General features: G+C 58.5%; 23 protein-coding genes. 12 read left to right on the top strand and 11 right to left on the bottom strand.

Features of this window, described 5'->3' with window-relative positions:
* Positions 1-419 precede the first annotated feature (419 nt).
* Entirely contained in the window at positions 420-1844 is a 1425-nt protein-coding gene (locus GJ746_RS19570) for a 6-phospho-beta-glucosidase (protein WP_154681678.1), read from the bottom strand.
* A 26-nt stretch (positions 1845-1870) separates the two neighbouring features.
* Entirely contained in the window at positions 1871-3313 is a 1443-nt protein-coding gene (gene ascF / locus GJ746_RS19565) for a PTS cellobiose/arbutin/salicin transporter subunit IIBC (protein ID WP_154681677.1), read from the bottom strand.
* Positions 3314-3570: 257 nt separating this feature from the next.
* On the opposite strand from ascF, the gene GJ746_RS19560 reads away from it, so the two are divergent.
* From GJ746_RS19560 to GJ746_RS19545, 4 genes are all read left to right on the top strand, one after another.
* Positions 3571-4584, top strand: a complete 1014-nt coding sequence (locus tag GJ746_RS19560; RefSeq protein ID WP_154681676.1) for a LacI family DNA-binding transcriptional regulator — start codon at positions 3571-3573, stop codon at positions 4582-4584.
* A 134-nt stretch (positions 4585-4718) separates the two neighbouring features.
* Positions 4719-5246, top strand: a complete 528-nt coding sequence (gene hydN, locus GJ746_RS19555; RefSeq protein WP_154681675.1) for an electron transport protein HydN — start codon at positions 4719-4721, stop codon at positions 5244-5246.
* Between the two features lie 12 nt (positions 5247-5258).
* Entirely contained in the window at positions 5259-7478 is a 2220-nt protein-coding gene (hypF, locus tag GJ746_RS19550; protein ID WP_154681674.1) for a carbamoyltransferase HypF, read from the top strand.
* Between the two features lie 11 nt (positions 7479-7489).
* Positions 7490-8503, top strand: a complete 1014-nt coding sequence (locus tag GJ746_RS19545) for a HoxN/HupN/NixA family nickel/cobalt transporter (RefSeq protein ID WP_154681673.1) — start codon at positions 7490-7492, stop codon at positions 8501-8503.
* A 325-nt stretch (positions 8504-8828) separates the two neighbouring features.
* Here the strand turns inward: GJ746_RS19545 and norW are convergent, their stop codons facing one another.
* Entirely contained in the window at positions 8829-9962 is a 1134-nt protein-coding gene (gene norW / locus GJ746_RS19540; protein ID WP_154681672.1) for an NADH:flavorubredoxin reductase NorW, read from the bottom strand.
* A complete protein-coding gene (gene norV / locus GJ746_RS19535) occupies positions 9959-11398 on the bottom strand; it encodes an anaerobic nitric oxide reductase flavorubredoxin (RefSeq protein WP_154681671.1) in 1440 nt (479 codons plus the stop codon). Before norV ends, norW begins: the two co-directional genes overlap by 4 nt.
* Before the next feature lie 186 nt (positions 11399-11584).
* On the opposite strand from norV, the gene norR reads away from it, so the two are divergent.
* Positions 11585-13129, top strand: coding sequence for a nitric oxide reductase transcriptional regulator NorR (gene norR / locus GJ746_RS19530; protein WP_154681670.1), 1545 nt, complete (start codon positions 11585-11587; stop codon positions 13127-13129).
* On the opposite strand, the gene gutQ is transcribed toward norR, so the two are convergent.
* From gutQ to srlA, 7 genes are all read right to left on the bottom strand, one after another.
* Positions 13092-14057, bottom strand: a complete 966-nt coding sequence (gene gutQ, locus GJ746_RS19525; protein WP_154681669.1) for an arabinose-5-phosphate isomerase GutQ — start codon at positions 14055-14057, stop codon at positions 13092-13094. The genes norR and gutQ overlap by 38 nt on opposite strands.
* Positions 14050-14823, bottom strand: a complete 774-nt coding sequence (srlR, locus tag GJ746_RS19520) for a glucitol operon DNA-binding transcriptional repressor SrlR (RefSeq protein WP_154681668.1) — start codon at positions 14821-14823, stop codon at positions 14050-14052. The genes gutQ and srlR overlap by 8 nt, the downstream gene beginning before the upstream one ends.
* A gap of 68 nt (positions 14824-14891) precedes the next feature.
* Positions 14892-15251 carry a transcriptional regulator GutM gene (gene gutM, locus GJ746_RS19515; protein WP_154681667.1) on the bottom strand — a complete coding sequence of 120 codons (360 nt, stop codon included), beginning with the start codon at positions 15249-15251 and terminating at the stop codon, positions 14892-14894.
* Positions 15252-15445: 194 nt separating this feature from the next.
* Entirely contained in the window at positions 15446-16225 is a 780-nt protein-coding gene (gene srlD / locus GJ746_RS19510; RefSeq protein WP_154681666.1) for a sorbitol-6-phosphate dehydrogenase, read from the bottom strand.
* A 17-nt stretch (positions 16226-16242) separates the two neighbouring features.
* Positions 16243-16605: a PTS glucitol/sorbitol transporter subunit IIA gene (gene srlB / locus GJ746_RS19505; protein ID WP_154681665.1), complete on the bottom strand. Its 363-nt coding sequence runs from the start codon at positions 16603-16605 to the stop codon at positions 16243-16245.
* Between the two features lie 13 nt (positions 16606-16618).
* A complete protein-coding gene (locus GJ746_RS19500) occupies positions 16619-17596 on the bottom strand; it encodes a PTS glucitol/sorbitol transporter subunit IIB (protein ID WP_154681664.1) in 978 nt (325 codons plus the stop codon).
* Complete coding sequence (srlA, locus tag GJ746_RS19495) at positions 17593-18156, bottom strand: PTS glucitol/sorbitol transporter subunit IIC (protein WP_004104818.1); 564 nt, start codon at positions 18154-18156, stop codon at positions 17593-17595. Before srlA ends, GJ746_RS19500 begins: the two co-directional genes overlap by 4 nt.
* 264 nt (positions 18157-18420) lie before the next feature.
* On the opposite strand from srlA, the gene mltB reads away from it, so the two are divergent.
* The 7 genes from mltB to recX all read left to right on the top strand — a co-directional run bounded on the left by mltB (position 18421) and on the right by recX (position 24642).
* Complete coding sequence (gene mltB, locus GJ746_RS19490) at positions 18421-19497, top strand: lytic murein transglycosylase B (RefSeq protein WP_154681663.1); 1077 nt, start codon at positions 18421-18423, stop codon at positions 19495-19497.
* A gap of 203 nt (positions 19498-19700) precedes the next feature.
* Entirely contained in the window at positions 19701-20411 is a 711-nt protein-coding gene (locus tag GJ746_RS19485) for a metal ABC transporter ATP-binding protein (protein WP_195908757.1), read from the top strand.
* Entirely contained in the window at positions 20408-21271 is an 864-nt protein-coding gene (locus tag GJ746_RS19480) for a metal ABC transporter permease (protein WP_154681661.1), read from the top strand. Before GJ746_RS19485 ends, GJ746_RS19480 begins: the two co-directional genes overlap by 4 nt.
* 8 nt (positions 21272-21279) lie before the next feature.
* Complete coding sequence (locus GJ746_RS19475) at positions 21280-22158, top strand: metal ABC transporter substrate-binding protein (RefSeq protein ID WP_154682780.1); 879 nt, start codon at positions 21280-21282, stop codon at positions 22156-22158.
* 277 nt (positions 22159-22435) lie between these two features.
* Complete coding sequence (gene pncC / locus GJ746_RS19470) at positions 22436-22933, top strand: nicotinamide-nucleotide amidase (protein WP_154681660.1); 498 nt, start codon at positions 22436-22438, stop codon at positions 22931-22933.
* A gap of 80 nt (positions 22934-23013) precedes the next feature.
* On the top strand, positions 23014-24072 hold the full coding sequence (gene recA / locus GJ746_RS19465; protein WP_154681659.1) for a recombinase RecA: 1059 nt from the start codon (positions 23014-23016) through the stop codon (positions 24070-24072).
* A 69-nt stretch (positions 24073-24141) separates the two neighbouring features.
* Positions 24142-24642 (top strand): recombination regulator RecX, encoded by a 501-nt coding sequence (gene recX, locus GJ746_RS19460; protein ID WP_154681658.1) that lies wholly within the window; start codon positions 24142-24144, stop codon positions 24640-24642.
* Positions 24643-24688: the final 46 nt, after the last annotated feature.

Below are 24688 nucleotides of genomic sequence, written 5' to 3'. Positions count from 1 at the left end.
GGGGAGCAAGTTTACTTTTTTCCCGGGTCATGACGTAAACGCCTTACCCGGGGTTCGGCTACTTTTGTCACCCTGGCGTTTGCCATTCCCGGAGGCGATGCTGCGCATCTGTCCGGGCTACCGGTCCGGGGGCGTTGATGAACCTGTAGCCCGGCTAAGCGCAGCGCAAGCCGGGAGTTCGGCCAGGGGGAGCAAGTTTACTTTTTTCCCGGGTCATGACGTAAACGCCTTACCCGGGGTTCGGCTACTTTTGTCACCCTGGCGTTTGCCATTCCCGGAGGCGATGTTGCGCATCTGTCCGGGCTACCGGTCCGCGGGCGTTGATGAACCTGTAGCCCGGCTAAGCGCAGCGCGAGCCGGGAAAATTTCCGTGTTGCAGGTGTTTGCCAGGCTGAGCATCCCTCAGTCTGCGGGGCACTCTACGCCAAATCTTCCCCGTTGCTGGCAATCACCTTCTTATACCACCAGAACGATTTCTTCCGTTTGCGCGCCAGCGTGCCGTGGCCGGCATCGTCGCGGTCGACGTAGACAAAGCCGTAGCGCTTGCTCATCTCGCCGGTTGAGGCGGAAACCAGGTCGATGCAGCCCCAGCTGGTATAGCCCATCACCGGAATACCGTCCTCAATGGCGTCGCCCATCGCTTTAATATGTTCGCGCAGATAGCTGATACGATAGTCGTCGTTGATCTCGCCGTTAGCGTCAATCTCATCGCGCGCGCCGAGGCCGTTTTCCACCAGGAACAGCGGTTTCTGGTAGCGGTCATACATCATATTCATGGTGATGCGCAGGCCGAGCGGGTCAATGCCCCAGCCCCATTCGCTGGCCTGAATATGCGGATTCTTCAGCGACTTGACGATATTGGCGGCGTTGGTGTTACCGGCATTCATCTCCGCCGAGGCGCAGCGTGAAGCGTAGTAGCTGAAGGAGACGAAATCGACGGTATGGCGCAGGATCTCATCATCACCCGCTTCTTTGACGATAGTCACCCCTTTCTCGCGGAATACCCGCGCCGCCCATACCGGATACGCGCCGCGTGCCTGGATATCGATAAAAAGCAGGTTCTCGCGATCTTTTTCCAGCGCCATCCACACATCTTCCGGCTTACAGGAGTAAGGATAGAAATTGCCGCCCGCCAGCATACAGCCAACCTGATTTTGCGGGTTCACCTCGTGGGCGATTTTGCTGGCTAAGGCGCTGGCGATCAGCTCATGATGCGCGGCCTGATATTTTACCTGCTCCTGATTTTCCCCCTCTTCAAACACCAACCCGGCGCCGGAGTACGGACTATGCAGCATAATGTTGATTTCATTGAAGGTGAGCCAGTATTTCACAAGACCATCAAAAGCTTCAAAACAGGTGCGGGCATAGCGGGTGAAGAACTCCACCATTTGACGATTGCGCCAGGAGCCGTATTCGGTCACCAGATGCATCGGTACGTCGAAATGGCATAGCGTGACCAGCGGCTCGATATGGTGCTTTTTGCACTCCTCGAAAAGAGAGCGATAAAAGGCGATCCCTTCCTGGTTTGGTTCCAGCTCATCCCCCCGGGGAAACAGGCGGCTCCAGGCGATAGAGGTGCGGAAGACGCTAAAGCCCATCTCCGCCATCAGGGCGATATCTTCTTTATAACGATGATAAAAATCGATCGCCTCGTGGCTCGGGTAGAACTCGTCGTCGCGCAGTTCAAAGCGTTTCTCCAGCCCCAGCTTGACCGGCAGACGGTGAGCGCCGTGGGGAATGGTATCGACGGTGGTCAGCCCTTTGCCGCCCTCCAGATATGCCCCTTCGGACTGGTTGGCGGCCAGTGCGCCGCCCCATAAAAATCCCTGTGGAAATGTCGCCATGCGTTACCTCGTTAACAAAATTGTGTTCAGGCGTGAGAAGCTTGCGTGCTGGCCTGGCGCTGTCTGGCGTCGGCGGCGGCTTCTTCTTGCGGAATATCTTCAAAGCCGAGCATCAGCGTCAGGACAAACGACAGTACTACCGCCAGCGCCATGACGCCAAAGACCCAGACGATGGTCATCGGATTGGCCGGGTCGAAAAACTGGACGCTGGTAAATAGTCCCGGTGCCGCCATCGAGTGGCTGGCGAGCCCGGCAATGCCGGCCACCGCGCCGCAGATAAAGCCGCTGATCAGGCTGGCAATCAGCGGTCGCTTCAGGCGCACCGCCACGCCGTACAGCGCGGGTTCCGAGATTCCCGCCAGAATGGCGGAAGCCGCCGCCGCCAGCGCCGTCTGGCGTAATTCCGGGTTTTTGGTTTTCCACGCCACCGCCAGCGATGAGCCGCCCAGCGACAGGTTGGCGCCGATTTCCGACGGCATCACCATGCCCTCTTTACCGGTTTCGGCAATGGTCTGAATAATAGTCGGGGTAAAAACGCGGTGCATCCCGGTCATCACCAGCAGCGGCCACAGGGCGCCCATAATCGCCACCGACAGCCAGCCCAGGTAGCTATGAATGGTATAAACCAGCGCGGAAATTGCGCTACCGATCCAGATGCCGAGCGGGCCGATCAGCAGAATTGACAGCGGAGCGGCGATGAGCACGATCAGCATCGGTTTAAGGAAGTTTTTGGTGACCGCCGGGGTGATACGATCGACCCAGCGTTCGATATAAGAGAGGCACCAGGTCATCACCAGCGCCGGGATCACGGTATAGGTATATTTCACCGCCGTCACCGGAATAAAGGCGAACTCCACGTGCTCGCCCTGGGCGGCTTTGGCCATCAGCTCGATAAAGCTCGGATGCACCAGCACCCCGGCAATGGCAATCGCCAGCGACATATTGGTTTTGAACTTCACCGCCGCGGAGGCGGCGACCATCAGCGGCAGGAAGAAGAACGCGCCGTCTCCAATCACCGTCAGAATGGTCAACGTGGGCGCGCCTTTGGGCAGCGCGCCGGTCATCTCTAAGATCATCGCCAGCAGTTTGACCATCGATCCGCCGATAATCGCCGGGATCAGCGGCGACATGGTGCCGATCAGCGCATCGAGGATCCCGGCGCCGATGCGTTTCAGCGTGATGGGCGGTTTCCCCTGGGTTTCGGCAGGGCGCAGATCCCCCGGCAGCAGCGCCACCACTTCGCGATACGCCTGGGAGACGGTATTGCCGACGATCACCTGACACTGGTTATCGCTACGCACCACGCCGAGTACGCCTTTCAGCCCTTTCAGGGTAGCGCTGTCGACCCGCTCGTTATCTTTAACCACGAAACGCAGGCGGGTCATGCAGTGGGTGACGGCAGCAACGTTCTCCGCGCCGCCAATTGCCGTGATAATCTGCTGCGCCAGGGCTGCATAATTTTTAGACATCGGATTTTATCCTGTTTATCAATAGGGTACTGGCTTGTCACCGCAGCGAAAAAACGAGCGGTATCATGCATACATAGGAAACCGGTTCCACATAATCATTAATAGTTTCTTATCAGGTTACAAGAATTAAAAAATTCAGATCTTAATTTTGTGATTTTGATCGCTTAGCGAGTCGGGGGCGGGCGCTAAGCGCAAATGCTGAAAAAGCGCCGCGCGTGCAGTACACTGCGGGCTACATTGGCAACAGGAATAACCACATGGCAACGATGCTGGAGGTAGCGAAGCGCGCGGGCGTATCAAAGGCTACCGTTTCGCGAGTGCTGTCGGGGAACGGCTACGTCAGCCAGGAGACCAAAGACCGGGTGTTTCAGGCGGTGGCTGAAAGCGGCTACCGGCCGAATCTGCTGGCACGTAACCTGGCGACGAAAAAGACGCAGACCCTCGGGCTGGTGGTGACCAACACGCTGTATCACGGCGTCTATTTCAGCGAACTGCTCTACCACGTGGCGCGAATGACGGAAGATAAAGGACGGCAGCTGATCCTCGCCGACGGTAAGCACAGCGCGCAGGAGGAGCGTGAGGCGATTCAGTATCTGCTCGATCTGCGCTGCGATGCGATTATCATCTACCCGCGCTTTCTCAGCGTCGATGAGATGGATGAGATCATTGAAAATCACGAACAGCCAATAATGGTGCTTAACCGCCGCCTGCGCCGCAACGCCAGCCACTGCGTCTGGTCCGATCAAAAAGCTTCGGCGATGATGGCGGTGGAAAAGCTTATCGCGCTGGGCCATCGGGAAATCGCGTTTATTACCGGTTCGCTGGATTCGCCAACCGGCGTTGAGCGTCTCTCGGGCTATAAAGACGCGCTGGCCCGCCACGGCATTGACCTGAATAAGGATCTTATCGTCGAAGGCCGCTGGACGCCGGAAACCGGCGCTGCCGGGGTGGAAACGCTGCGCCAGCGCCGGGTCGGCTACAGCGCGCTGGTGGCGAGCAACGACGATATGGCGGTTGGCGCGATGAAACAGCTGCATCAGATCGGCGTCAAGGTCCCGGAGCAGGTCTCGGTGGTGGGCTTTGACGATATCGTGCTGGCGCCATATATGGTTCCGGCGCTCTCCAGCGTCAAAGTCCCGGTGACGGAGATGATCAAAGAGAGCATTAACCGGCTGATCGTTATGCTCGACGGCGGTGATTTCAAATTTATGCAAACCTTCCCCGGCGAGCTGATTGAACGCGAGTCGATGATTTCCGGCCCGCATGCCTGACGTCGTCAGCTGTCATCGTCACAACTGACGATGACAGCATTTCATATATTTATCCTTTTTAATATCAATGAATTAAAAACTGGAACGTATTATGCATACTCCGGCGCGTAACCTTCTTACAGCTGGAGAAATGGATGAACCGTTTCATTATTGCCGACGCAAGCAAATGCATCGGCTGCCGCACCTGTGAAGTGGCCTGCGTGGTCTCTCATCAGGAAAATCAGGACTGCGCCGCGCTGACGCCAAAAAACTTTTTACCGCGTATTCACGTGATCAAAGGCGTCAATGTGTCGACGGTTACTGCCTGTCGTCAGTGCGAAGACGCGCCGTGCGCCAACGTCTGTCCGAACGGCGCGATTAGCCGCGACCAGGGCTTCGTCCACGTGATGCAGGAGCGCTGCATCGGCTGCAAAACCTGCGTGGTGGCCTGCCCGTACGGCGCAATGGAAGTGGTAGTGCGTCCGGTTATCCGCCACAGCGGCGCCGGGCTGAACGTGATGGCGGAAAAAGCCGAAGCCAACAAGTGTGACCTGTGCTACCACCGTGAGGAAGGTCCGGCCTGTATGGATGCCTGCCCGACCCACGCGCTGATCTGCATCGACCGCAATAAGCTCGAACAGATGAATATCGAAAAACGCCGCCGCACCGCGCTGGCCTGGTAAGCCGGCCGCGCAATGAACGGGGTACAGATCCGTATTCGCGGTAAAGTGCAGGGGGTGGGCTTCCGCCCCTTTGTCTGGCAGCTGGCGCAGCGGCTGGGGCTGCGCGGCGACGTAAGCAACGACGGCGACGGCGTACTGGTGCGGCTTGTCGGCGACGGCGCGCTTTTTCTCACCGCGTTAAGCCAGCGCTGCCCGCCGCTGGCGCGTATCGATAGCACGCAAACTCTGCCGTTTGCCTGGACCGTCGCGCCGTCGGATTTCACTATCCGCCAAAGCGGGGCCGGGAGCATGCGCACGCAGATTGTACCCGACGCCGCCACCTGCCCGGAATGCCTGGCGGAGATGAACAACCCGCTGGAGCGCCGCTACCGCTATCCGTTTATCAACTGTACCCACTGCGGGCCGCGCTTTACCATTATTCGCGCCATGCCCTACGACCGACCGTTCACCTCCATGTCGCCGTTTCCTCTTTGCCCCTCCTGCGCGGCGGAGTATGGCGACCCCGGAGATCGCCGTTTCCACGCTCAGCCGGTAGCCTGCGCCGGGTGCGGACCGCGGCTGGAGTGGCGCGGTTCCCGGGCGCATTTATTGGGCGAGGACGCTTTAGCAGCGGCGATTGTTCGCCTGCTGGCGGGCGATATTGTGGCGGTGAAGGGGCTGGGCGGTTTTCATCTGCTGTGCGATGCCGGAAATTCTGAGGCCGTCGCGAAGCTGCGGGCGCGTAAACATCGTCCGGCGAAACCGCTGGCGGTGATGCTGGCGACAACGGCGGGGCTCAGCGAACAGGCGGTAGCGCTGCTGACGTCACCCGCCGCGCCGATCGTGCTGCTGGAAAAAAAGCTGGTGACTGGCCTGTGCGACCTGATTGCGCCGGGGCTTGCGGAAGTAGGGGGGATGCTGCCGTCTAATCCATTGCAGCATTTACTTTCGCAGGCGCTGGCGCGTCCCTTAGTGATGACCTCCGGCAACCTCAGCGGCCGCCCGCCGGCGTTAACCAACGCCGAGGCGCTGGCGGACTTAGCCGGGATTGCCGACGGTTTTCTGCTGCATAACCGCGAGATTGTGCAGCGGATGGATGATTCGGTGGTGCGGCAAAACGGCGAGATGCTGCGCCGCGCCCGCGGCTACGTGCCGGACGCGCTGGCGCTGCCGCCGGGGTTTCACGACGCGCCGCCGCTGCTGGCTCTCGGTGCGGATATGAAAAATACCTTTTGCCTGCTGCGCGGCGACGAAGCGGTGCTCAGCCAGCATTTTGGCGATCTCGACGACGAGGGCGTCGAAGGGCAGTGGCGACAGGCGCTGCACTTGATGCAGGAGATTTACGCTTTTGCGCCGCAGCGGGTGGTGGTCGACGCTCATCCCGGCTATCGCGCTTCGCAGTGGGCGGCGTCGCTGGCGCTGCCGGTGGAGCGCGTTTTACACCATCATGCCCACGCTGCCGCCTGTCTGGCAGAGCATCGCTGGCCGCTGGACGGTGGCGACGTAATCGCCCTGACGCTTGACGGCATCGGGATGGGGGAGAACGGCGAACTGTGGGGCGGCGAGTGCCTGCGGGTCAACTATCGCGAGTGCGAGCACCTCGGCGGCCTGCCGGCGGTGGCGCTGCCCGGCGGCGATCTTGCGGCGCGTCAGCCGTGGCGCAATCTGCTCGCCCACTGCCTGGCGTTTGTCCCTGAGTGGCAGAACTATGCTGAAACCGCCGCGCTGCGTCAGCAAAACTGGCCGCTGCTGGCGCGAGCGATTGAACGCGGTATTAATGCACCCTCAGCATCGTCGTGCGGGCGTTTGTTTGATGCCGTCGCCTGCGCGCTGGGCTGCGCGCCGCTCACTCTGAGCTATGAGGGGGAGGCAGCCTGTCGTCTGGAAGTGCTGGCGGCGACCTGCGAAGGCGTTGATCACCCGGTGACGCTACCGTGGCGAGACGGCGAGCTGGACTTGTCGACCTTCTGGCAGCAGTGGCTGAGCTGGCAGGCGGACCCGGCGCAAAAAGCGTGGGCCTTTCATGATGCGCTGGCCCGCGGGCTGGCGGCAATGATGCGTGATTGCGCGTTCGCGAGGGAGATACAGACCCTGGCCTTCGGCGGCGGGGTATTGCACAACCGCCTGCTGAAGGCGCGATTGACCTTTTATCTGGCCGATTTTACTCTGCTCTTTCCGCAGCAGCTTCCCGCAGGCGACGGTGCGATTGCCCTCGGCCAGGCGGTCATCGCTGCGGCCCGCCTGCAGGTTTAAAGGATTCCGACATGATAGTGACGATTTTACGTCAGCAGCCGCGCGCAGCGGCGCTGGTGCTGGCATTAATTGCCGCCAATTTGCTGGCGTGGGGCTGGGCGTTTGCCGCATTCGGCGGCAGCGGCGCGCTGATGGCCGCCAGCCTGCTGGCCTGGGGCTACGGCCTGCGCCACGCGGTGGATGCCGACCATATTGCGGCGATCGATAACGTCACCCGCAAAATGATGCAGCAGGGGAAACGGCCTTTTGCCGTCGGCGTATGGTTCTCTCTGGGGCATTCGTCGATTGTGGTGCTTGCTTCGGCGGCGATTGCCGCGACCGCTACCGCCTTCGGCCAGCAGATGAGCTGGTTTCACGAGACCGGCAGCGTCATCGGCACCGCCGTATCGGCGCTGTTTTTGCTGGCGATGGCGTTTATCAACCTGGTTATTCTGCGCAGCGTCTGGCGCAGCTTTCGGGCGTGGAAGCAGGGCGAAAAGGTGAGCGATGAGGTTGCGATCGGCGGCGGCATGATGAGCTGGCTGTTCGCTAAGACCTTCCGCCTGATTAGCCGCAGCTGGCAGATGTACCTGGTGGGGTTTCTGTTTGGCCTCGGTTTTGATACGGCGACGGAAATCGGCGTGCTGGGCATTTCTGCCGCCAGCGCGTCGAGCGGGATGTCGATTTGGTCGATTATGATTTTTCCGGCGCTGTTCGCCAGCGGGATGGCGCTGGTGGATACGCTCGATAACGTGCTGATGGTCGGCGCCTACGGCTGGGCGTTCAGTAAGCCGCAGCGTAAGCTCTATTACAATATGACCATTACCGGCACCTCGGTGGTGGTGGCGCTGTTTATCGGCGGTCTGGAGGCGCTGGGGCTGTTGATGGATAAGTTTTCCCTGAGCGGCGGGGTCTGGCGCTGGGTCGGCGCATTGAACGACCATCTCGGCGACGCCGGTTTTGTGGTGGTGGGGCTGTTCGTTGCCTGCTGGGTGCTGTCGGTGCTCAACTACCGCTGGCGCGGATACGATAATCTGGCGCGGTAGGTTGGGTATCTCCCCGGCTCGCGCTGCGCTTAGCCGGGCTACCAGACCCGGGCGCCTCGCAGATTGGGTAGCCCGGGTAAGGCGTTTACGCCGCGACCCGGGAAGAGAGAGCGCTCGCCTCCTGGAATGTCCGCCATGCGCCGCACGTTTTCTCCCGGGGGAGGCGCAAAGCGCCTGCCCGGGCTACAGGAGTGGCGCGGTAATTGGGCATTTTCCCGGCTCGCGCTGCGCTTAGCCGGGCTACCAGACCCGGGCGCCTCGCAGATTGGGCAGCCCGGGTAAGGCGTTTACGCCGCGACCCGGGAATAACCTCATTTCATTGAGGTTAACTCACCAGCTGTTTAAGCAGCGCAAAGGCGTCTTTCATCCGATCCTCGCTGACCACAAAGGCGCGCAGCTGATTTTCACTATCCACCCCTTTCGCCATCAGACCGTCTTTGGCGGCAACGATATTCCACGTCAGATCCTCGCGTCGGGTATCGCCCGCCAGGTGCAGCGGTAAATCCGGCGTCTTCACCTTCACCAGCATCGGCGGCAGCTTCAGATCGCTCCGCTGGCCCAGCAGAGTTTTACCGAGGCTCATGGCGCTTAGCAGAATCGGCTGCAGAAACGGCAACACCATACCGTTGATTTCCGCGCAGTCGCCGAGGGCGTAAATCGCCGGATGGCTGGTTTGCAGCTGGCTGTTGACCACCACGCCGCGATTAATTCTCAGACCCGCATGCCGCGCCAGCGCCGTTTCCGGACGCAGGCCGGCGGCGGCGACGACCGCATCAACCGTCACCGTACGCTGACGATCGAGGGTGACGCGAATCCCGTCGGCGCTCTGCTCCAGGCTTTCCAACTGAGTCTTCAGCATCAGATGCACGCCCATGTCGGTCAGACGATGCTGCAGTCGACTGCTGGCTTCCAGCGGCATCAGCGCCGACAGCACGCTGGCGGAGTTATCCACGACCGTCACCGCTTTGCCGGCGCGGCAGAAATCCATCGCCAGCTCGCAGCCAATCAGCCCGCCGCCAACGATCAGCACTCTTTTTGCATCGCGCAGCTGGCTTTGCGCCGCGCCGTATTCTCGCTGGCTATTCAGAGTCAGCATCAGCTCGCGTCCCGGCACCGGCGGAATAAACGGCGTCGCGCCGGTGGCCAGTACCAGTTTGTCATAACTCCACTCGCGCTCCTGGCTCTTCACCCGCTGATTCTCAGCGTCGATATCGCTGACCCAGGTATGCGGAAACAGGCGCAGATTGTACTGCTCGGCAAACTCACCCGCCGTTTGCAGGGTCAGGTCGTCGGCCTTCTGCCCGAGACTGACCACATGGCTGAGATCCGGTTTGTTGTACTCATCCATGCTGTCGGCGGCGATCAGGGTCAGCGGGATGTCCGGGTCCTTCTTGCGAATATTTTTTACCAGCTGACGGGCCGCGAAGCCCGAGCCGATGATGACGATACCATCACTCATTTTGCCTCCGATGCCAGAACGTCAAATACATCTTTACCCAGAGAACATTCAGGACAGAGGAAGTTATCCGGAACTTCGCTCCATGGCGTACCCGGCTGGACATCCTGGTTCGGCTCGCCCTGTTCGGGGTCATAAATCCACTGGCAAACGCTACACTGCATTTTTGGGCCGAGATCGGCCGCCGCTGTGCAGGGCGTTGCTTCCGGCAGCGCTTTTTTCTCCTGGCTCAGCGGCAGCGGGGAGAGGGCCCACTGACGGGCGATTTCACGACCGTGTTCGCGGCACAGCTCCAGCGCGTTGAGGTCAGGACGCCATTTGGCCTTCAGGCTCAGGGACATTTCAAAGCCCGCATCCTGTAAGCGCGTGGACAGGCGGTCAACCGCGCCGCCGCTCCAGCCGTGGGAGCCGAAGGCGCTGGCGTGTTTGTTGCGGAAACGCAGACCGGTCATCTCCTCCACCAGTCCGGCGATTTTCGGCATCATCACGTTATTCATGGTGGAGGTGCCGACCAGTATGCCTTTCGAGCGGAATACGTTGGTCAGAATGTCGTTTTTATCGCTGCGGGCGACGTTAAAGATTTTCACCGCCACCCGCGGATCCACGTCGGTAATGCCCTGAGCGATCGCATCGGCCATCATGCGGGTGTTGTTGGACATGGTGTCGTAGAAAATGGTGATGCGGTCTTCCTGATAATCCGCCGCCCACTCGAGATATTTTTCGACAATTTGTGTCGGGTTATCGCGCCAGACCACGCCGTGGGAGGTGGCAATCATATCTACCGGCAGGTTAAAGTCGAGGATCTCGGTGATTTTCGGCGTCACCAGGCGGCTGAACGGGGTCAGGATGTTGGCGTAGTAGCGCTGGCACTGCTCATAAAGCTCAACCTGGTCAACTTCATCATTAAACAGATGCTCATCGCAGTAGTGCTGGCCGAAGGCGTCGTTGCTGAACAGCACCGCGTCGCCGGTCATGTAGGTCATCATGCTATCCGGCCAGTGCAGCATCGGAGTTTCGACGAAGATCAGCTGCTTGCCGTTGCCGATATCCAGGCTGTCGCCGGTTTTCACCACCTTAAAGTTCCACTCCGGATGATGATGATGGCCGGTGATGGAGTCGATGGCGTTGGCGGTACAGTAGATTGGGGTATCCGGGATCTGCGTCATCAGTTCGGTGAGCGCGCCGGCGTGATCCTCTTCGGCGTGGTTAATAATGATGTAATCAATATCGGCGAGGTCGATTTCGCCGCGCAGGTTCTGCACGAATTCACGGCTGAATTTATGATCGACGGTATCAATCAGCACGTTTTTTTCTTCCCGGATGAGATAGCTGTTGTAGCTGCTGCCGCGCAGCGTTTTGTATTCAGTACCGTGGAAATCACGTACTTCCCAGTCGCGTTGGCCAACCCAATGAATATTATTTTTAACCAGAATGGACATAACCACCTCAATTAACACAGCGTTTTCAAATAAGATATTTTGTCTATATCAAGTTACGTGCCATGTTTTTAATTAATTGAATTATAATGATTTAATGTTTTTATTTATATTTATTGATGTCAAAATGACAATGTATAAAATAGTCGATATGACTATATTGATTGTCAAAATGACTATGGGGCGATAATGAGTTTCACCGTCGAGGCCCTGGCGAAAATCGCCATTGATTTACAAAGCGATCTCGGACACGCCGACCGCTTCTCGCGTCTGATTACCACTTTGCGGCAGATTCTCGGCTGCGATGCGTCGGCGCTGCTGCGCTACGAGGCGCATCAGTTTGTGCCGCTGGCGATCGATGGCCTGGCCCAGGACGTGCTCGGGCGGCGCTTTGCCCTTGAGGGGCACCCGCGGCTGGAGGCGATTGCCCGGGCGGGGGACGTGGTACGCTTCCCGGCGGACAGCAGTCTGCCGGACCCTTACGATGGGCTGATCCCCGGTCAGGAGAGCCTGAAGGTGCACGCCTGCGTCGGCCTGCCGCTGTTTGCCGGGCAAACCCTGATCGGCGCGCTTACCCTCGACGGGATGGATGCGGACCGCTTCGACAGCTTTAGCGACGAGGAGCTGCGCCTGATAGCCGCTCTGGTGGCCGGGGCGCTCAATAACGCGCTGCTGATTGCCCGACTGGAGAATCAAAACGTGCTGCCGGAGCAGGCCATCGTTTATCCGGTATCCGAACGTCAGGAGATCATTGGCCTGTCGGCGCCGATGCTGCAGCTGAAAAAAGAGATCGATATCGTCGCCGCTTCCGACCTGAACGTCCTGATTAGCGGGGAGACCGGCACTGGCAAAGAGCTGGTGGCGAAGGCGGTGCATCAGGGATCGCCGCGGGCGGCCAATCCGCTGGTCTATCTTAACTGCGCGGCTCTGCCGGAGAGCGTGGCGGAGAGTGAACTGTTTGGTCACGTCAAAGGAGCGTTTACCGGGGCGATAAGCAACCGCAGCGGCAAGTTTGAAATGGCGGATAACGGGACGCTATTCCTTGATGAGATTGGCGAACTTTCGCTGGCGCTGCAGGCCAAGCTGCTGCGGGTGCTGCAATATGGCGATATTCAGCGCGTCGGCGACGATCGCAACCTGCGGGTGGATGTGCGGGTGCTGGCGGCGACCAACCGCGACCTGCGTCAGGAGGTGGTGGAGGGGCGTTTTCGCGCCGACCTCTATCATCGCCTGAGCGTGTTTCCGCTGTCGGTCCCGGCGCTGCGCGAGCGGGAAAATGACGTCGTGCTGCTGGCGGGCTATTTCTGCGAGCAGTGTCGTTTACGTATGGGGCTGTCGCAGGTGATTTTAAGCGAGGCGACGCGCGTCAGGCTGCTGGCCTGGTCATGGCCGGGTAACGTGCGCGAGCTGGAACATGCCATTCATCGGGCGGTGGTGCTGGCGCGGGCGACGCAGGTGGGTAATGAGGTGCTGCTGGAGCCGCAGCATTTTCAGTTTGCCGCGGAAATGCCGACCTTACCGAACGTCAGCCCGCAGCCAGCGGCGGGAGCGGTAAGCCTGCGCGAGGCGACAGAGACGTTCCAGCGTGAAGCGATCGCCAGAGCGCTGGCGGAGAACAACCGAAACTGGGCCGCTACCGCTCGCGCGCTGGATCTTGACGTCGCCAACCTGCACCGGCTGGCGAAGCGTCTTGGGCTTAAAGGATCCCGGCCTGATAAAAGTTCTGCAGGTTAATCGCGCCGACCAGCAGGCCGTTTTCATCCACCACCGGCGCGGCGCTGATTTTATGCTTCATCAGGCGCTCTTTGGCTTCTATCGCACGGCTTTCCGCTTGCAGAGTGACGCCGTTGCGGGTCATCGCCTGGCTGACGATATCCTGTAAGCTGCCGCCGCCTACCAGCCAGCGGCGCAGGTCGCCGTCGGTAAAGACGCCCTGCACATGATTGCGCTCATCGCAAACGGCGACCAGCCCCAGGCCGGTGCGGCTGAGTTCGAGCATCGCGTCCATGACGCTGGTGTCGTTGGCCACGCGCGGCACGTCGCCGTCGCGGCGCATCAGGTGGTGAACTTTATTCAGCAGCCGCGCGCCCAGCGCGCCAGCCGGATGCGAACGGGCAAAATCTTCTTCATTAAAGCCGCGGGCCTGCATCACCGCCATCGCCAGCGCGTCGCCGAGCATCAGCGTGTTGACGGTGCTGGAAGTCGGCGCGAGGTGCATCGGGCAGGCTTCACGCTCGACGGCGATATCGAGCACCGCTTTGGCTGCCAGCGCCAGCGGTGAGGTGGATTTACCGGTCATCGCCAGCAGCGGAATAGATTTTTCTTCCAGCCGCGGGACGATCAGATCCAGCTCTTTGGCGCTGCCGGAATAGGAGATAAACAGCATCACGTCGCGGCTATCGAGCATTCCGAGGTCGCCGTGCAGCGCTTCCGCCGGGTGAACAAAAAATGCCGGGGTGCCGGTGCTGGCGAAGGTGGCGGCCAGCTTTTTACCAATATGACCCGATTTGCCAATACCGGAGACGACCAGTTTGCCCTCGCAGTGGATGATGGTCTCCGCCGCGCGGATGAAGTCGTCGCCCAGGCGTTCAGGCAGGCGGCTCGCCTCCTGAAGCTCCAGCATCAGGGTCTGGCGTCCGGCTTCTAACAGAAAGTTACTCATGATCTTCTCCAGTAATAATGACTTCGATGCCTTTTGCTTCCAGCGCCTGCTTAAATTCCGGGCTGATATCGGCATCGGTAATCAATTTGTCTACGCTCTCCAGGCCGCAGACGATATTAGGGCTTTTGCGGCCAAACTTCGACGAGTCGGCCATCAGGATAACTTCGCGGGCGGCATTGCACATCGCTTTGCTGACCGTATAAACCTCATTAAAGGTGGTGACCCCGGCGATTAAGTCAATTCCGTCGGTGCCCATAAACAGGCGATCGAAGCTGAATTGTTCAAAGGCGTTTTCCGCCAGCTGGCCGTGAAAAGAGGCCGATTTTTTACGAAAAGTGCCGCCCGGCATCAGAATAGTTTGTTCGTTATCCAGCTCGGAGAGAGCGTTGACAATATGCAGGCTGTTGGTCATCACGGTGATGTTATTGAAGCGGCTAAGCATCGGCACCATTTGCAGCACGGTGCTGCCGGCGTCAAGAATGATCGAGTCGCCATCGTGAATGAAGCTGACCGCGGCTTCGGCAATCCGCTCTTTTTTGTGAGTGTTAATCAGCGTCTTGTGGTCGATGGGCGGATCGGCCTCATCCTTATTTAACACCACGCCGCCGTAAGTGCGGATTACGGTGCCGGCATTCTCAAGGATCACCAGATCCTTACGGATGGTGGTGCCGGTGGTGTCGAAGTGTTGCGCCAGCTCTTCGACCGAGCATTTGCCCTGCGATTGCAGGTGCTCGAGAATGGCTGCCTGGCGCTGACGTGGTTTCATAGGCGTTGTATCCTGCGTTTAAAGTTTCGAAATGATAATTTCGCAAGATATTAACGTTCACAACGAAATTATCCATGTTTCGGATTAAGCGCTAATAATAGAGCATTCTGACAGAGCGGATCATGGGGAAAGATCACATCAGGTTGCAATTCCTCGATATGTTTGCCGTTGAGGGCGGGAATTTTTTGCGGCCTGGCGAAGACGGTAAGACCTTTCATGAGCAGCGTATCGCGAATGCGGTCGTTTTCGTCGACGGCGATGGCGATGACGGCACGCGGCTTGAAGCGTCCCGATGAGCGCCCGACGCCAACTCTTCCCTGCTGACATAGCCGATCGAACGCGCGATTGAACTGGCGGATTTGCCAGCCGCCAAAAGCGAGCTGGGTTATCCAGGCGATGGCGGCGACGGTAATGAGTGCGGTAACCATAAAATCTCCTTAGAGTGTGGGAAAACTCCCCCGGAGGCGGCGCGTTGCGCCTGTCCGGGCTACTAAACCGCCAACTGCGCAGACGGTCAGGAAGAACCCGGGTCGCGGCGCGTACGCCTTACCCGGGCTATGGATCGGCGTGGGGTGCCGGTTTTGTAGCCCGGATAAGCGCAGCGCAATCCGGGACCTCTGGTTTAAAACATCACCTGCCCGCCGGTGACGTTAATGGACTGGCCGGTGCAGTACGACGCCTGCGGGCTGGCGTAAAACATCAGCACGTTTAGCACGTCCTGGTAATCGCAGCCGCGCTTCAACGGCACTTTATCGATGTAATACTGCTCTACTTCGTCCTCGGCAATCCCCAGCTTGGTGGCGTACTGCGGCAGCAGCGACTGGAACATCGGCGACTTCAGCAGGTTGCCCAGCATCAGGGAATGCACGGTAATCCCATACTCTGCGAGATCCAGCGCCAGCGACTGCGTCAGCCCCACGCCGCCGAACTTCGCCGCGCTATAGCCGGAGTTATGCTTGCTGCCTACTTTGCCGGATTTCGAGTTGATCTGGATGATGCGGCCTTTGATGCCGTCGCGGATCATCAGACGAGAGAACTCGCGGGCGCAGAGGAAGTAGCCCACCAGATTCACCTGCAGCGAACGGTCGAAATCCCCCAGCGCGAAATCGCTGATAAAGGCCGCTTTAGCGATCCCGGCGCTATAGACCAGCAGATCGACGCGGGAAAATATTTCGTCCACCCCGCGGGCAAGGGCGACCACGCTGGCTTCGCTGGTGGCGTCCGCGCCGAAGCCGTAAGCCGTTCCTTCACCATATTCAGCGTTAATAGCCTGGGCGACGCGGGTCGCTTTATCGCTCTGAATATCGACAACCGCGACGCGATAGCCTTCTGCGGCCAGTCCGCGACACAGAAACTCCCCTAAGGTTTGTCCCCCACCGATGACAACAGCAACCTGATTCATAATTTTCTCCTTACAACTTAAGCAACAAATTTCAGAACGCAGCCGGCGGCGATAGCTTCCGGCACCGGGCCCGCCACGTGGACGGTGCCGGGGAATTCCGCTTCGCGGTGGCCGTCAAAGCGCAGCGTGATATGGCCCAGCTCGCGCAGGTTCTGCTCGGCGACCTCGCCGACGGCGGTGACCGGATAGCGCTGTTCGCCAAGCTGCAGTTCAGCGCCCGGCACCAGCGCGCCGGACAGCTCGCCGTGGTTGTGAATAAAGCAGTACTCTTCGATATCGGCCGGCGCGCCTTCGCGGAAGGTGATCAGCATCTGCTCTTCCAGCGCCATCGTCGCGCTGGCGCCGATGTGCGTAATGGTGGTCTGGTAAATCACGGTCATCTTCAGGAACCTCTTATTGGTAAATAAATCCGGAAACGAACCAGGCGATCAGCACCGTTGGTGCGCCGGTCAGGAAGCGGCTTACCAGCACCGACGGCACGCCGACGCGCACCGTGTCCTGTCGCGCTTCTGCCAGCGACAGGCCTACCGGGATAAAGTCGCAGGCGGCCTGGGCGTTGATGGCGAACAGCGCGGGTAGCGCGAGATGCGGCGGAATATTGCCAAGACCAATCTGCACGCCAATCAGCACGCCGATAACCTGGGCGATGACCGCGCCGGGGCCGAGAAACGGCGACAGCAGCGGGAAAGAACAGATGAGTGCCAGGGTGACGAGGCCCAGCGGATGGCTGGCGAGCGGCGCCAGACCGTGGGCAATCCAGTCGCCGATACCGGAGGCCATGATGATGCCGATCAGCGCCGAGACGAAGGCCATAAACGGCAGAATAGTTTTCAGCACCGTATCGATAGTGTCGCGTCCGGCCTGGAACAGCACCGCCACGACGGAGCCCATCCCCATGCCGACTTTTGCCAGCAGGCCGTCGCTCTGCTCGGTTATCTTCTTGCTGGTGTCATATTCACGAGGCGCAGACTGGGCCGGTGCGGCCTGTGGGGCAGGGGAGTGACCCTCTTCCAGCGCGAAAATGTTCTCCTCTTTGACGCCGGAAACATAAATGTCTTCGACGATATACTGCGCCAGCGGACCTGATTTGCCGGTCGCGTGAATATTAATGGTCGGGATGCGGCGTTTCGGGTAGATACCGCAGCGCAGGGTGCCGCCGCAGTCGATAATCGCCACGCCGATTTCCGCTTCCGGCGGTTCTCCCTCTTTAAAGCCATCGACCGCCTGCCAGCCGGTGAGGTGGGCAATTTTATCGACGATCGCCGGGCGGGTGCCCGCGGTGATATAGACGATTTTTTTACCGGCAACGGCGTCCAGTTCGAGCGGGCCGCCCCAGCCGCCGGTGCCTTTTTCAATGCGAATACGCGTCATGATGTCGCTCCTGACAGATGAACTTTCTGCTCAAGCTGGATAGCCATTTTTTTCTCAAAAATCGATGTGGTCAGGTCGGTCACCCAACCGCGGAAGAAGTTAGTGACCAGGCCAACCAGCAGATAGCTCACCGCCAGTGGTCCCAGAGGCAGGCCGAGAGTGGTCAGCCCGTTGGCGATCCCCAGATAGACGAACAGTTCTCCGGGGTTGATATGCGGGAACAGGCCGTTCATCGAGTGGCAGCTGTAGGAGGCCGCCGCGTAGTAGCTGGGTTTGTATTTCTCGGGCATAAAGCGCCCAAGGCTCAGGGTCATAGGGTTGCAAAACACGAAAGTGCCGATGCAGGGCAGCAGCAGGTAGCGGGAGATTGGATTACCGGCGCAGCGCTGCGCCAGCTTTTCGATCCGCTGCTGACCGATAAAGTTGATCAGCGCGTTCATGATCACCAGCAAACTGATCAGCAAAGGCAGGATCCCGGTAACCATCCCGGTAAACACCTCGCCTCCCTTCTGAAACAGGCCGATAAACCATTCGGCGCCGTGGGTAACGACTTCAATCATTAGTTCTCTCCTTCAGCATGTTATTTTTCTTGCTAACTGGCAGCTAATTTTAATCATTTTAAAAGGTTTAAAATTGTTATATTGATCGCAAGATGAAAGATAAATATTTTATTTTGAAAGATAATGGCTGAGGTGAACGATAGATATGGCAGAGAGCGAGGAAAAAATGGCAATAAAAAACAATTTACGTCGCCGCCGCTTCCTTGTGAGCGGGCGCATGCTTTACCATAATTACCCCTTGCCGATTAGTTAAATGGATGTCCCATGTTGAAGCGTCGTTATCTGGCTCTACTCCCTTTGTGCATTTTTCTCGCTGCCTGCAGCAGCAAACCTCAAACGCCTGCGGAAAAGGAAATGGCGAGCGGCACGGGCGGTTTTTTACTCGAACCGCAGCATAACGTGATGGAGATGAGCGGCGATTTCGCCAATAACCCGGCCGCAGAACAGTTCATCGACAAAATGGTGAGCAAGCACAGCTTTGACCGACAGCAGCTGCATGAAATCCTCTCGCAGGCCAAACGGCTGGACTACGTGCTGCGTCTGATGGACCGCCAGGCGCCGACCGGGCTGCCGCCGTCGGGGCCAAACGGCGCCTGGCTGCGCTACAAAAAACAGTTTATTACCCCGGATAACGTGCAGAACGGCGTGGCGTTCTGGAATCAGTATCAGGATGCGCTTAACCGCGCGTATCAGGTTTACGGCGTGCCGCCGGAAATTATTGTGGGGATTATTGGCGTCGAGACCCGCTGGGGCCGGGTGATGGGCAAAACCCGCATCCTGGACGCGCTGGCGACGCTGTCGTTTAACTATCCGCGCCGCGCGGAGTACTTCTCCGGCGAGCTGGAAACATTCCTGCTGATGGCGCGCAGCGAACAGGATGACCCGCTGGATCTGAAGGGGTCCTTCGCCGGCGCGATGGGCTACGGTCAGTTTATGCCCTCTTCATATAAACAGTATGCGGTAGACTTTAACGGCGACGGTCATATCAACCTGTGGGACCCGGTTGATGCCATCGGCAGCGTGGCTAACTACTTCAAGCAGCACGGCTGGGTGAGCGGCGATGTGGTGGCGGTGCAGGCGATGGGCCAGGCGCCGGGGCTGAACAATGGTTTCAAAACCAAATACAGCGTCTCGCAGCTGGCGGCGGCAGGATTAACACCGACTCAGCCGCTGGGTAACCATCAGCAGGCGAGCCTGCTGCGGCTGGATATTGGCACCGGTTACCAGTACTGGTACGGCCTGCCGAACTTCTACACCATCACCCGCTATAATCACAGCACCCATTACGCAATGGCCGTCTGGCAGCTGGGGCTGGCGGTTTCACAGGCCCGCATGCAGTAATCCCGTCTTCTGCGCTCCTCTCCGTCCGGAGAGGAGTCTGTAACATTTTGCAGCATTTCCTTTTGTTGACGCCAATTTACAATCTACGCTTCTTTTAATATTGTTATGTTATAACGTTTTATTGAGGCGTAAACATTGACTTCCTTATTGATGACTTCAGGTATCGGCCGGTTGGCGATGGCCAGCGTAGTGCTGGCCGCGCTGTGGCTGGCAACCTGGTGGGCGGTATCGCTGCCATGATTAAGCTCGATCATCTGGTAGCTGGTTATGAAGGGCTGGCGATCGCGCCGTCGCTTAGCGGCACGATTGAGACGGGCAGCATGACGGCAATCGTCGGCCTTAATGGCTGCGGTAAATCGACGCTGTTGAAGACCCTGGCCGGGTTTATTCCACCGGTAAACGGGCGTCTGTCCTGGCGCAACGGCCGGCCGGTTATCGGCTGGCTGGCGCAGCGACACGCGCTGGAGTCGCAGTTTCCGCTAACGGTGCAGGATGTTGTCAGCCAGGGAGCCTGGCCGCAGGTATCGCTGCTGCGAGGGCTCAGGAGAGACAGTCGCCTTCGTATCCGGGCCTCTCTGGAGCGGGTGGGGCTGCTATCGATGGCGAAAATGCCGATTGAAGAGCTCTCCGGCGGCCAGTTTCAGCGCATGCTGTTCGCGCGAGTAATGGTGCAAGGCGCGCCGCTGGTGATGCTCGACGAGCCGTTTACCGGCATTGACGAAGCAACCAGCTGCGAGCTGATGAACCTGATTCTGGAAATGCATCAGCAGGGGCAAACGATCCTGGCGGTGCTGCACGATAACCGGCGGGTCGCCGACTATTTCCCGAAAACAATGCTGCTGACGACTGAACGCGTCCACTGGGGCCGAACTTCTGAGGTTCTGCCCGCATTTCATTCCGCGAGGATGGCATGATCTGGCATACCTTTTTTCAGCCCTTTATCGAATTTGGCTTCATGCGCCGGGCGCTGGTGGTGTGCCTGGCGTTATCCCTGAGCAGCACCATACTCGGCGTCTTCTTACTGCTACGACGCATGAGCCTGATGGGCGACGCGCTTTCACATGCCATTTTGCCCGGCGTGGCGGCGGGCTACCTGCTTAACGGGATGTCGCTGCTGGCGATGACCGTTGGTGGTTTTATCGCCGGGATTGCGGTGGCGCTGGTAGCGGGGTGGGTCAGTCGGCGTACGCCTTTAAAAGAGGATGCCAGCTTTGCCGGATTTTATCTCGGCTCTCTGGCGCTGGGCGTCACGCTGGTTTCGCTGCGTGGTTCTAACGTCGACCTGCTGCATCTGTTGTTTGGCTCGATTCTGGCGGTAGATAGCGATTCGGCGGCGTTCGTGACGGGCGTGGCCAGCCTGACGCTGATCTGCATCGCTCTGTTTTATCGCGGCCTGGTCAGCGAAGCCTTCGATAGCGTCTGGCTCCAGGTGAACTCACGCAGATTACCCGCACTGCTGCACGGCCTGTTTCTCGTTTTGCTGGTGCTCAATCTGGTGGCGGGATTTCAGGTGCTCGGCACGCTAATGGCGGTAGGCGTCATGATGCTGCCAGCGGTAGCGGCGCGCTGCTGGGCGCGGACGCTGCCGGGCATTCTGCTGCTGGCGGCGCTGCTCGGTAGTTTTTGCGCATGGATGGGACTGAGCCTGTCGTGGGCGGCAAATTTGCCTGCCGGGCCCGCGATTGTGCTGACCGCCAGCGGCGTCTTTTTTGGATCGGTGATTTTGGGCTCGCGCAGTCGGCTGGTTGTTGGCTGGCGTAACTTAATGGGGTAAGGACAATGATGAAACGTACCGGGATATGGCTGGCGCTGGCGTTGGGGCTGGCATCGCAAGGGGCGATGGCGAAAACGCTAAACGTGGTGAGTAGTTTTTCCGTATTGGGCGATATGGTGCAGCAGATTGGCGGAGAATATGTGCACGTAGATACGCTGGTGGGGCCGGACGGCGATCCGCATACCTTCGAGCCCTCGCCGAAAGATAGCGCGCTGCTGAGCAAAGCCGATGTGGTGGTGGTCAACGGTCTGGGGCTGGAGGGCTGGCTGGACAGGTTGATTAAGGCATCCGGTTTTAAAGGCGAGCTGGTGGTGGCTTCCAGAGGGGTTAAAACCCACATGCTTGAAGAAGATGGCGCAACGGTAACCGATCCGCATGCCTGGAACAGCGCCGCCAACGGCGCGCGGTATGCGCAGAATATCCTCAACGGCCTGGTTAAAGCTGACCCGAATGATAAGGCGGCGCTGGTGGCTTCCGGTAGGCGCTATATCGACCAGCTCAACGCGCTTGATAGCTGGGCGAAAGGTCAGTTCAGCGCGATCCCGCAGGCAAAACGTAAAGTGCTGACCAGCCATGACGCCTTTGGCTACTTTGGCCGTGCCTATGGCGTGACCTTCCTCGCTCCGCAGGGACTGTCTTCAGAAAGTGAAGCCAGCGCGGCGCAGGTGGCGGCATTAATCAAACAAATTAAAGCCGATGATGTACACACCTGGTTTATGGAAAATCAGCTCGATCCACGACTGGTCAGGCAGATTGCCAGCGCAACGGGCGCGCAGCCGGGAGGGGAACTCTATCCTGAAGCGCTCTCAAAACCAGGCGGCGCAGCGGACAGCTACGTGAAAATGCTGCGACACAACGTGGAGCTTATTGCGGCGAGCATGAAATAACTGAATCCGGCCCGCTATGGGCCGGTTATCTGCTTTATTTCTTGGTTAATGAGAGGCCACAGGTCTATGCCCCGCGTTCGAAACGACATGTACGTTTAACTCTTCATATGCTGTGAATGACGGCACTGCTGATGCCCGCTGGCTATGTGAAAATGCCGCGTCGGCCATGGTTGATGTTTTTAGGAAGCCCGCTCGTAAATTCGCGACCCCATCCCCATATCTCTGCTGAAAGTGCTATCTTTGATGGCCTCTTTATAAAGCTTATGTGGGGCGACGAATGACAGATTCGGAATTGATGCAGCTGAGCGAGCTGGTGGGGCTGGCGCTGAAAGCACGCGGCGCGACGGTGACCACGGCGGAGTCCTGTACCGGCGGCTGGGTCGCCAAAACCCTTACCGATATTGCCGGCAGTTCGGCATGGTTTGAACGCGGCTTCGTGACTTACAGTAATGAAGCGAAATCGCAGATGATCGGCGTCAGCGAAGCGACGCTGCTTGAGCATGGCGCGGTGAGCGAGCTGGTTGTGGTTGAGATGGCGATTGGCGCGCTGCGTGCGGCCCGTGCGGATTACGCGATTTCGGTCAGCGGCATTGCCGGGCCGGATGGCGGCAGCGCGGAAAAGCCGGTTGGTACCGTGTGGTTTGGCGTAGCCAGCGCCAGCGGACAGGGCGTAACCCGGCGCGAATGCTTCGCCGGAGACCGTGAGTCGGTGCGCCGTCAGGCCACTACCTATGCGCTAAACCTCCTCTGGCAACAATTTCTACAAAATACTTGATACTGTATGACTATACAGTATAATTGCCTCAACAGAACAGAATTTACCACCCGGTTACACCCGGCATGAGAGGAGTAATAATGGCTATCGACGAAAACAAACAGAAAGCGTTGGCGGCAGCACTGGGCCAGATCGAAAAACAATTCGGTAAAGGCTCCATCATGCGCCTGGGTGAAGACCGTTCCATGGATGTGGAAACTATCTCCACCGGCTCGCTTTCCCTTGATATCGCTCTGGGCGCAGGCGGTCTGCCGATGGGCCGTATCGTCGAGATCTACGGGCCTGAGTCTTCCGGTAAAACGACGTTGACTCTGCAGGTTATCGCCGCCGCACAGCGCGAAGGCAAAACCTGTGCGTTTATCGATGCGGAACACGCGCTGGATCCGGTTTACGCTCGCAAGCTGGGCGTGGATATCGACAACCTGCTGTGCTCCCAGCCGGATACCGGCGAACAGGCTCTGGAAATCTGTGACGCGCTGGCGCGTTCCGGTGCGGTAGACGTTATCGTTGTTGACTCCGTCGCGGCGCTGACGCCGAAAGCGGAAATCGAAGGCGAAATCGGCGACTCTCACATGGGCCTCGCGGCGCGTATGATGAGCCAGGCGATGCGTAAACTGGCAGGTAACCTGAAGCAGTCCAACACGCTGCTGATCTTCATCAACCAGATTCGTATGAAAATTGGTGTGATGTTCGGTAACCCTGAAACCACTACCGGCGGTAACGCGCTGAAATTCTATGCTTCCGTGCGCCTGGATATCCGTCGCATCGGTGCGGTGAAAGAGGGCGACAACGTCGTCGGCAGCGAAACCCGCGTTAAAGTGGTGAAAAACAAAATCGCTGCGCCGTTTAAACAGGCTGAATTCCAGATTCTTTACGGCGAAGGTATTAACTTCTTCGGCGAGCTGGTTGACCTGGGCGTGAAAGAGAAGCTGATTGAGAAAGCGGGTGCCTGGTATAGCTACAACGGCGATAAAATTGGTCAGGGTAAAGCGAATGCCATCTCCTGGCTGAAAGAAAACCCGGCTGCGGCAAAAGAGATCGAAAAGAAAGTTCGTGAACTTCTGCTGAGCAATCAGGACTCCACCCCGGACTTCGTTGTTGATGGCAACAGCGAAGAAGAAACCGAACAAGATTTCTGATATCGTCTGCACAGATAAACAAGGGGCCGCTTATGCGGCCCTTTTGCTTTTTGACTCGCGAGGCTTCCCGTGACTGAAACTTCACCCCGTTGCTCTGACTATGCCCGACTGCTGGATCGCGCGATCCGCATTCTGGCTATGCGCGATCACAGCGAACAGGAACTAAGGCGCAAACTGGCAGCGCCGGTTATGAGTAAGAACGGTCCTGAAGCGCTAAATGTGACGCCGGAAGAGGTCGATAAAGTTGTTGAATGGTGTATTGATAACCGTTATCTGGACGACGATCGCTTTGTTCGCCAGTTTATTACCAGCCGTAGCCGCAAGGGATACGGCCCGGCGCGCGTCCGCCAGGAGCTAAAGCAAAAGGGAATTTCGCGTGAGACGATAGAGCGAGCAATGTTTGAGTGCGAAATTGACTGGGCCCGGCTTGCCAGAGAGCAGGCACAGCGAAAATATGGCGAACCTCTACCTGTCGCATTTACAGAAAAAGTCAAAATTCAGCGCTTTCTGCTCTACCGCGGCTATCTGATGGAGGATATCCAGGAAATCTGGCGAAATTTTGCAGATTGACCCATCCGGGATTTTACTTCCCCGTGAAGAAAACTTATCTTATCCC

Origin of the sequence: Klebsiella oxytoca, from assembly GCF_009707385.1 — a bacterium.
GTDB lineage: Bacteria > Pseudomonadota > Gammaproteobacteria > Enterobacterales > Enterobacteriaceae > Klebsiella > Klebsiella oxytoca_C.
The sequence above is the reverse complement of the archived record's forward strand: the minus strand, read 5'-3'. Positions and strand labels throughout refer to the sequence as shown.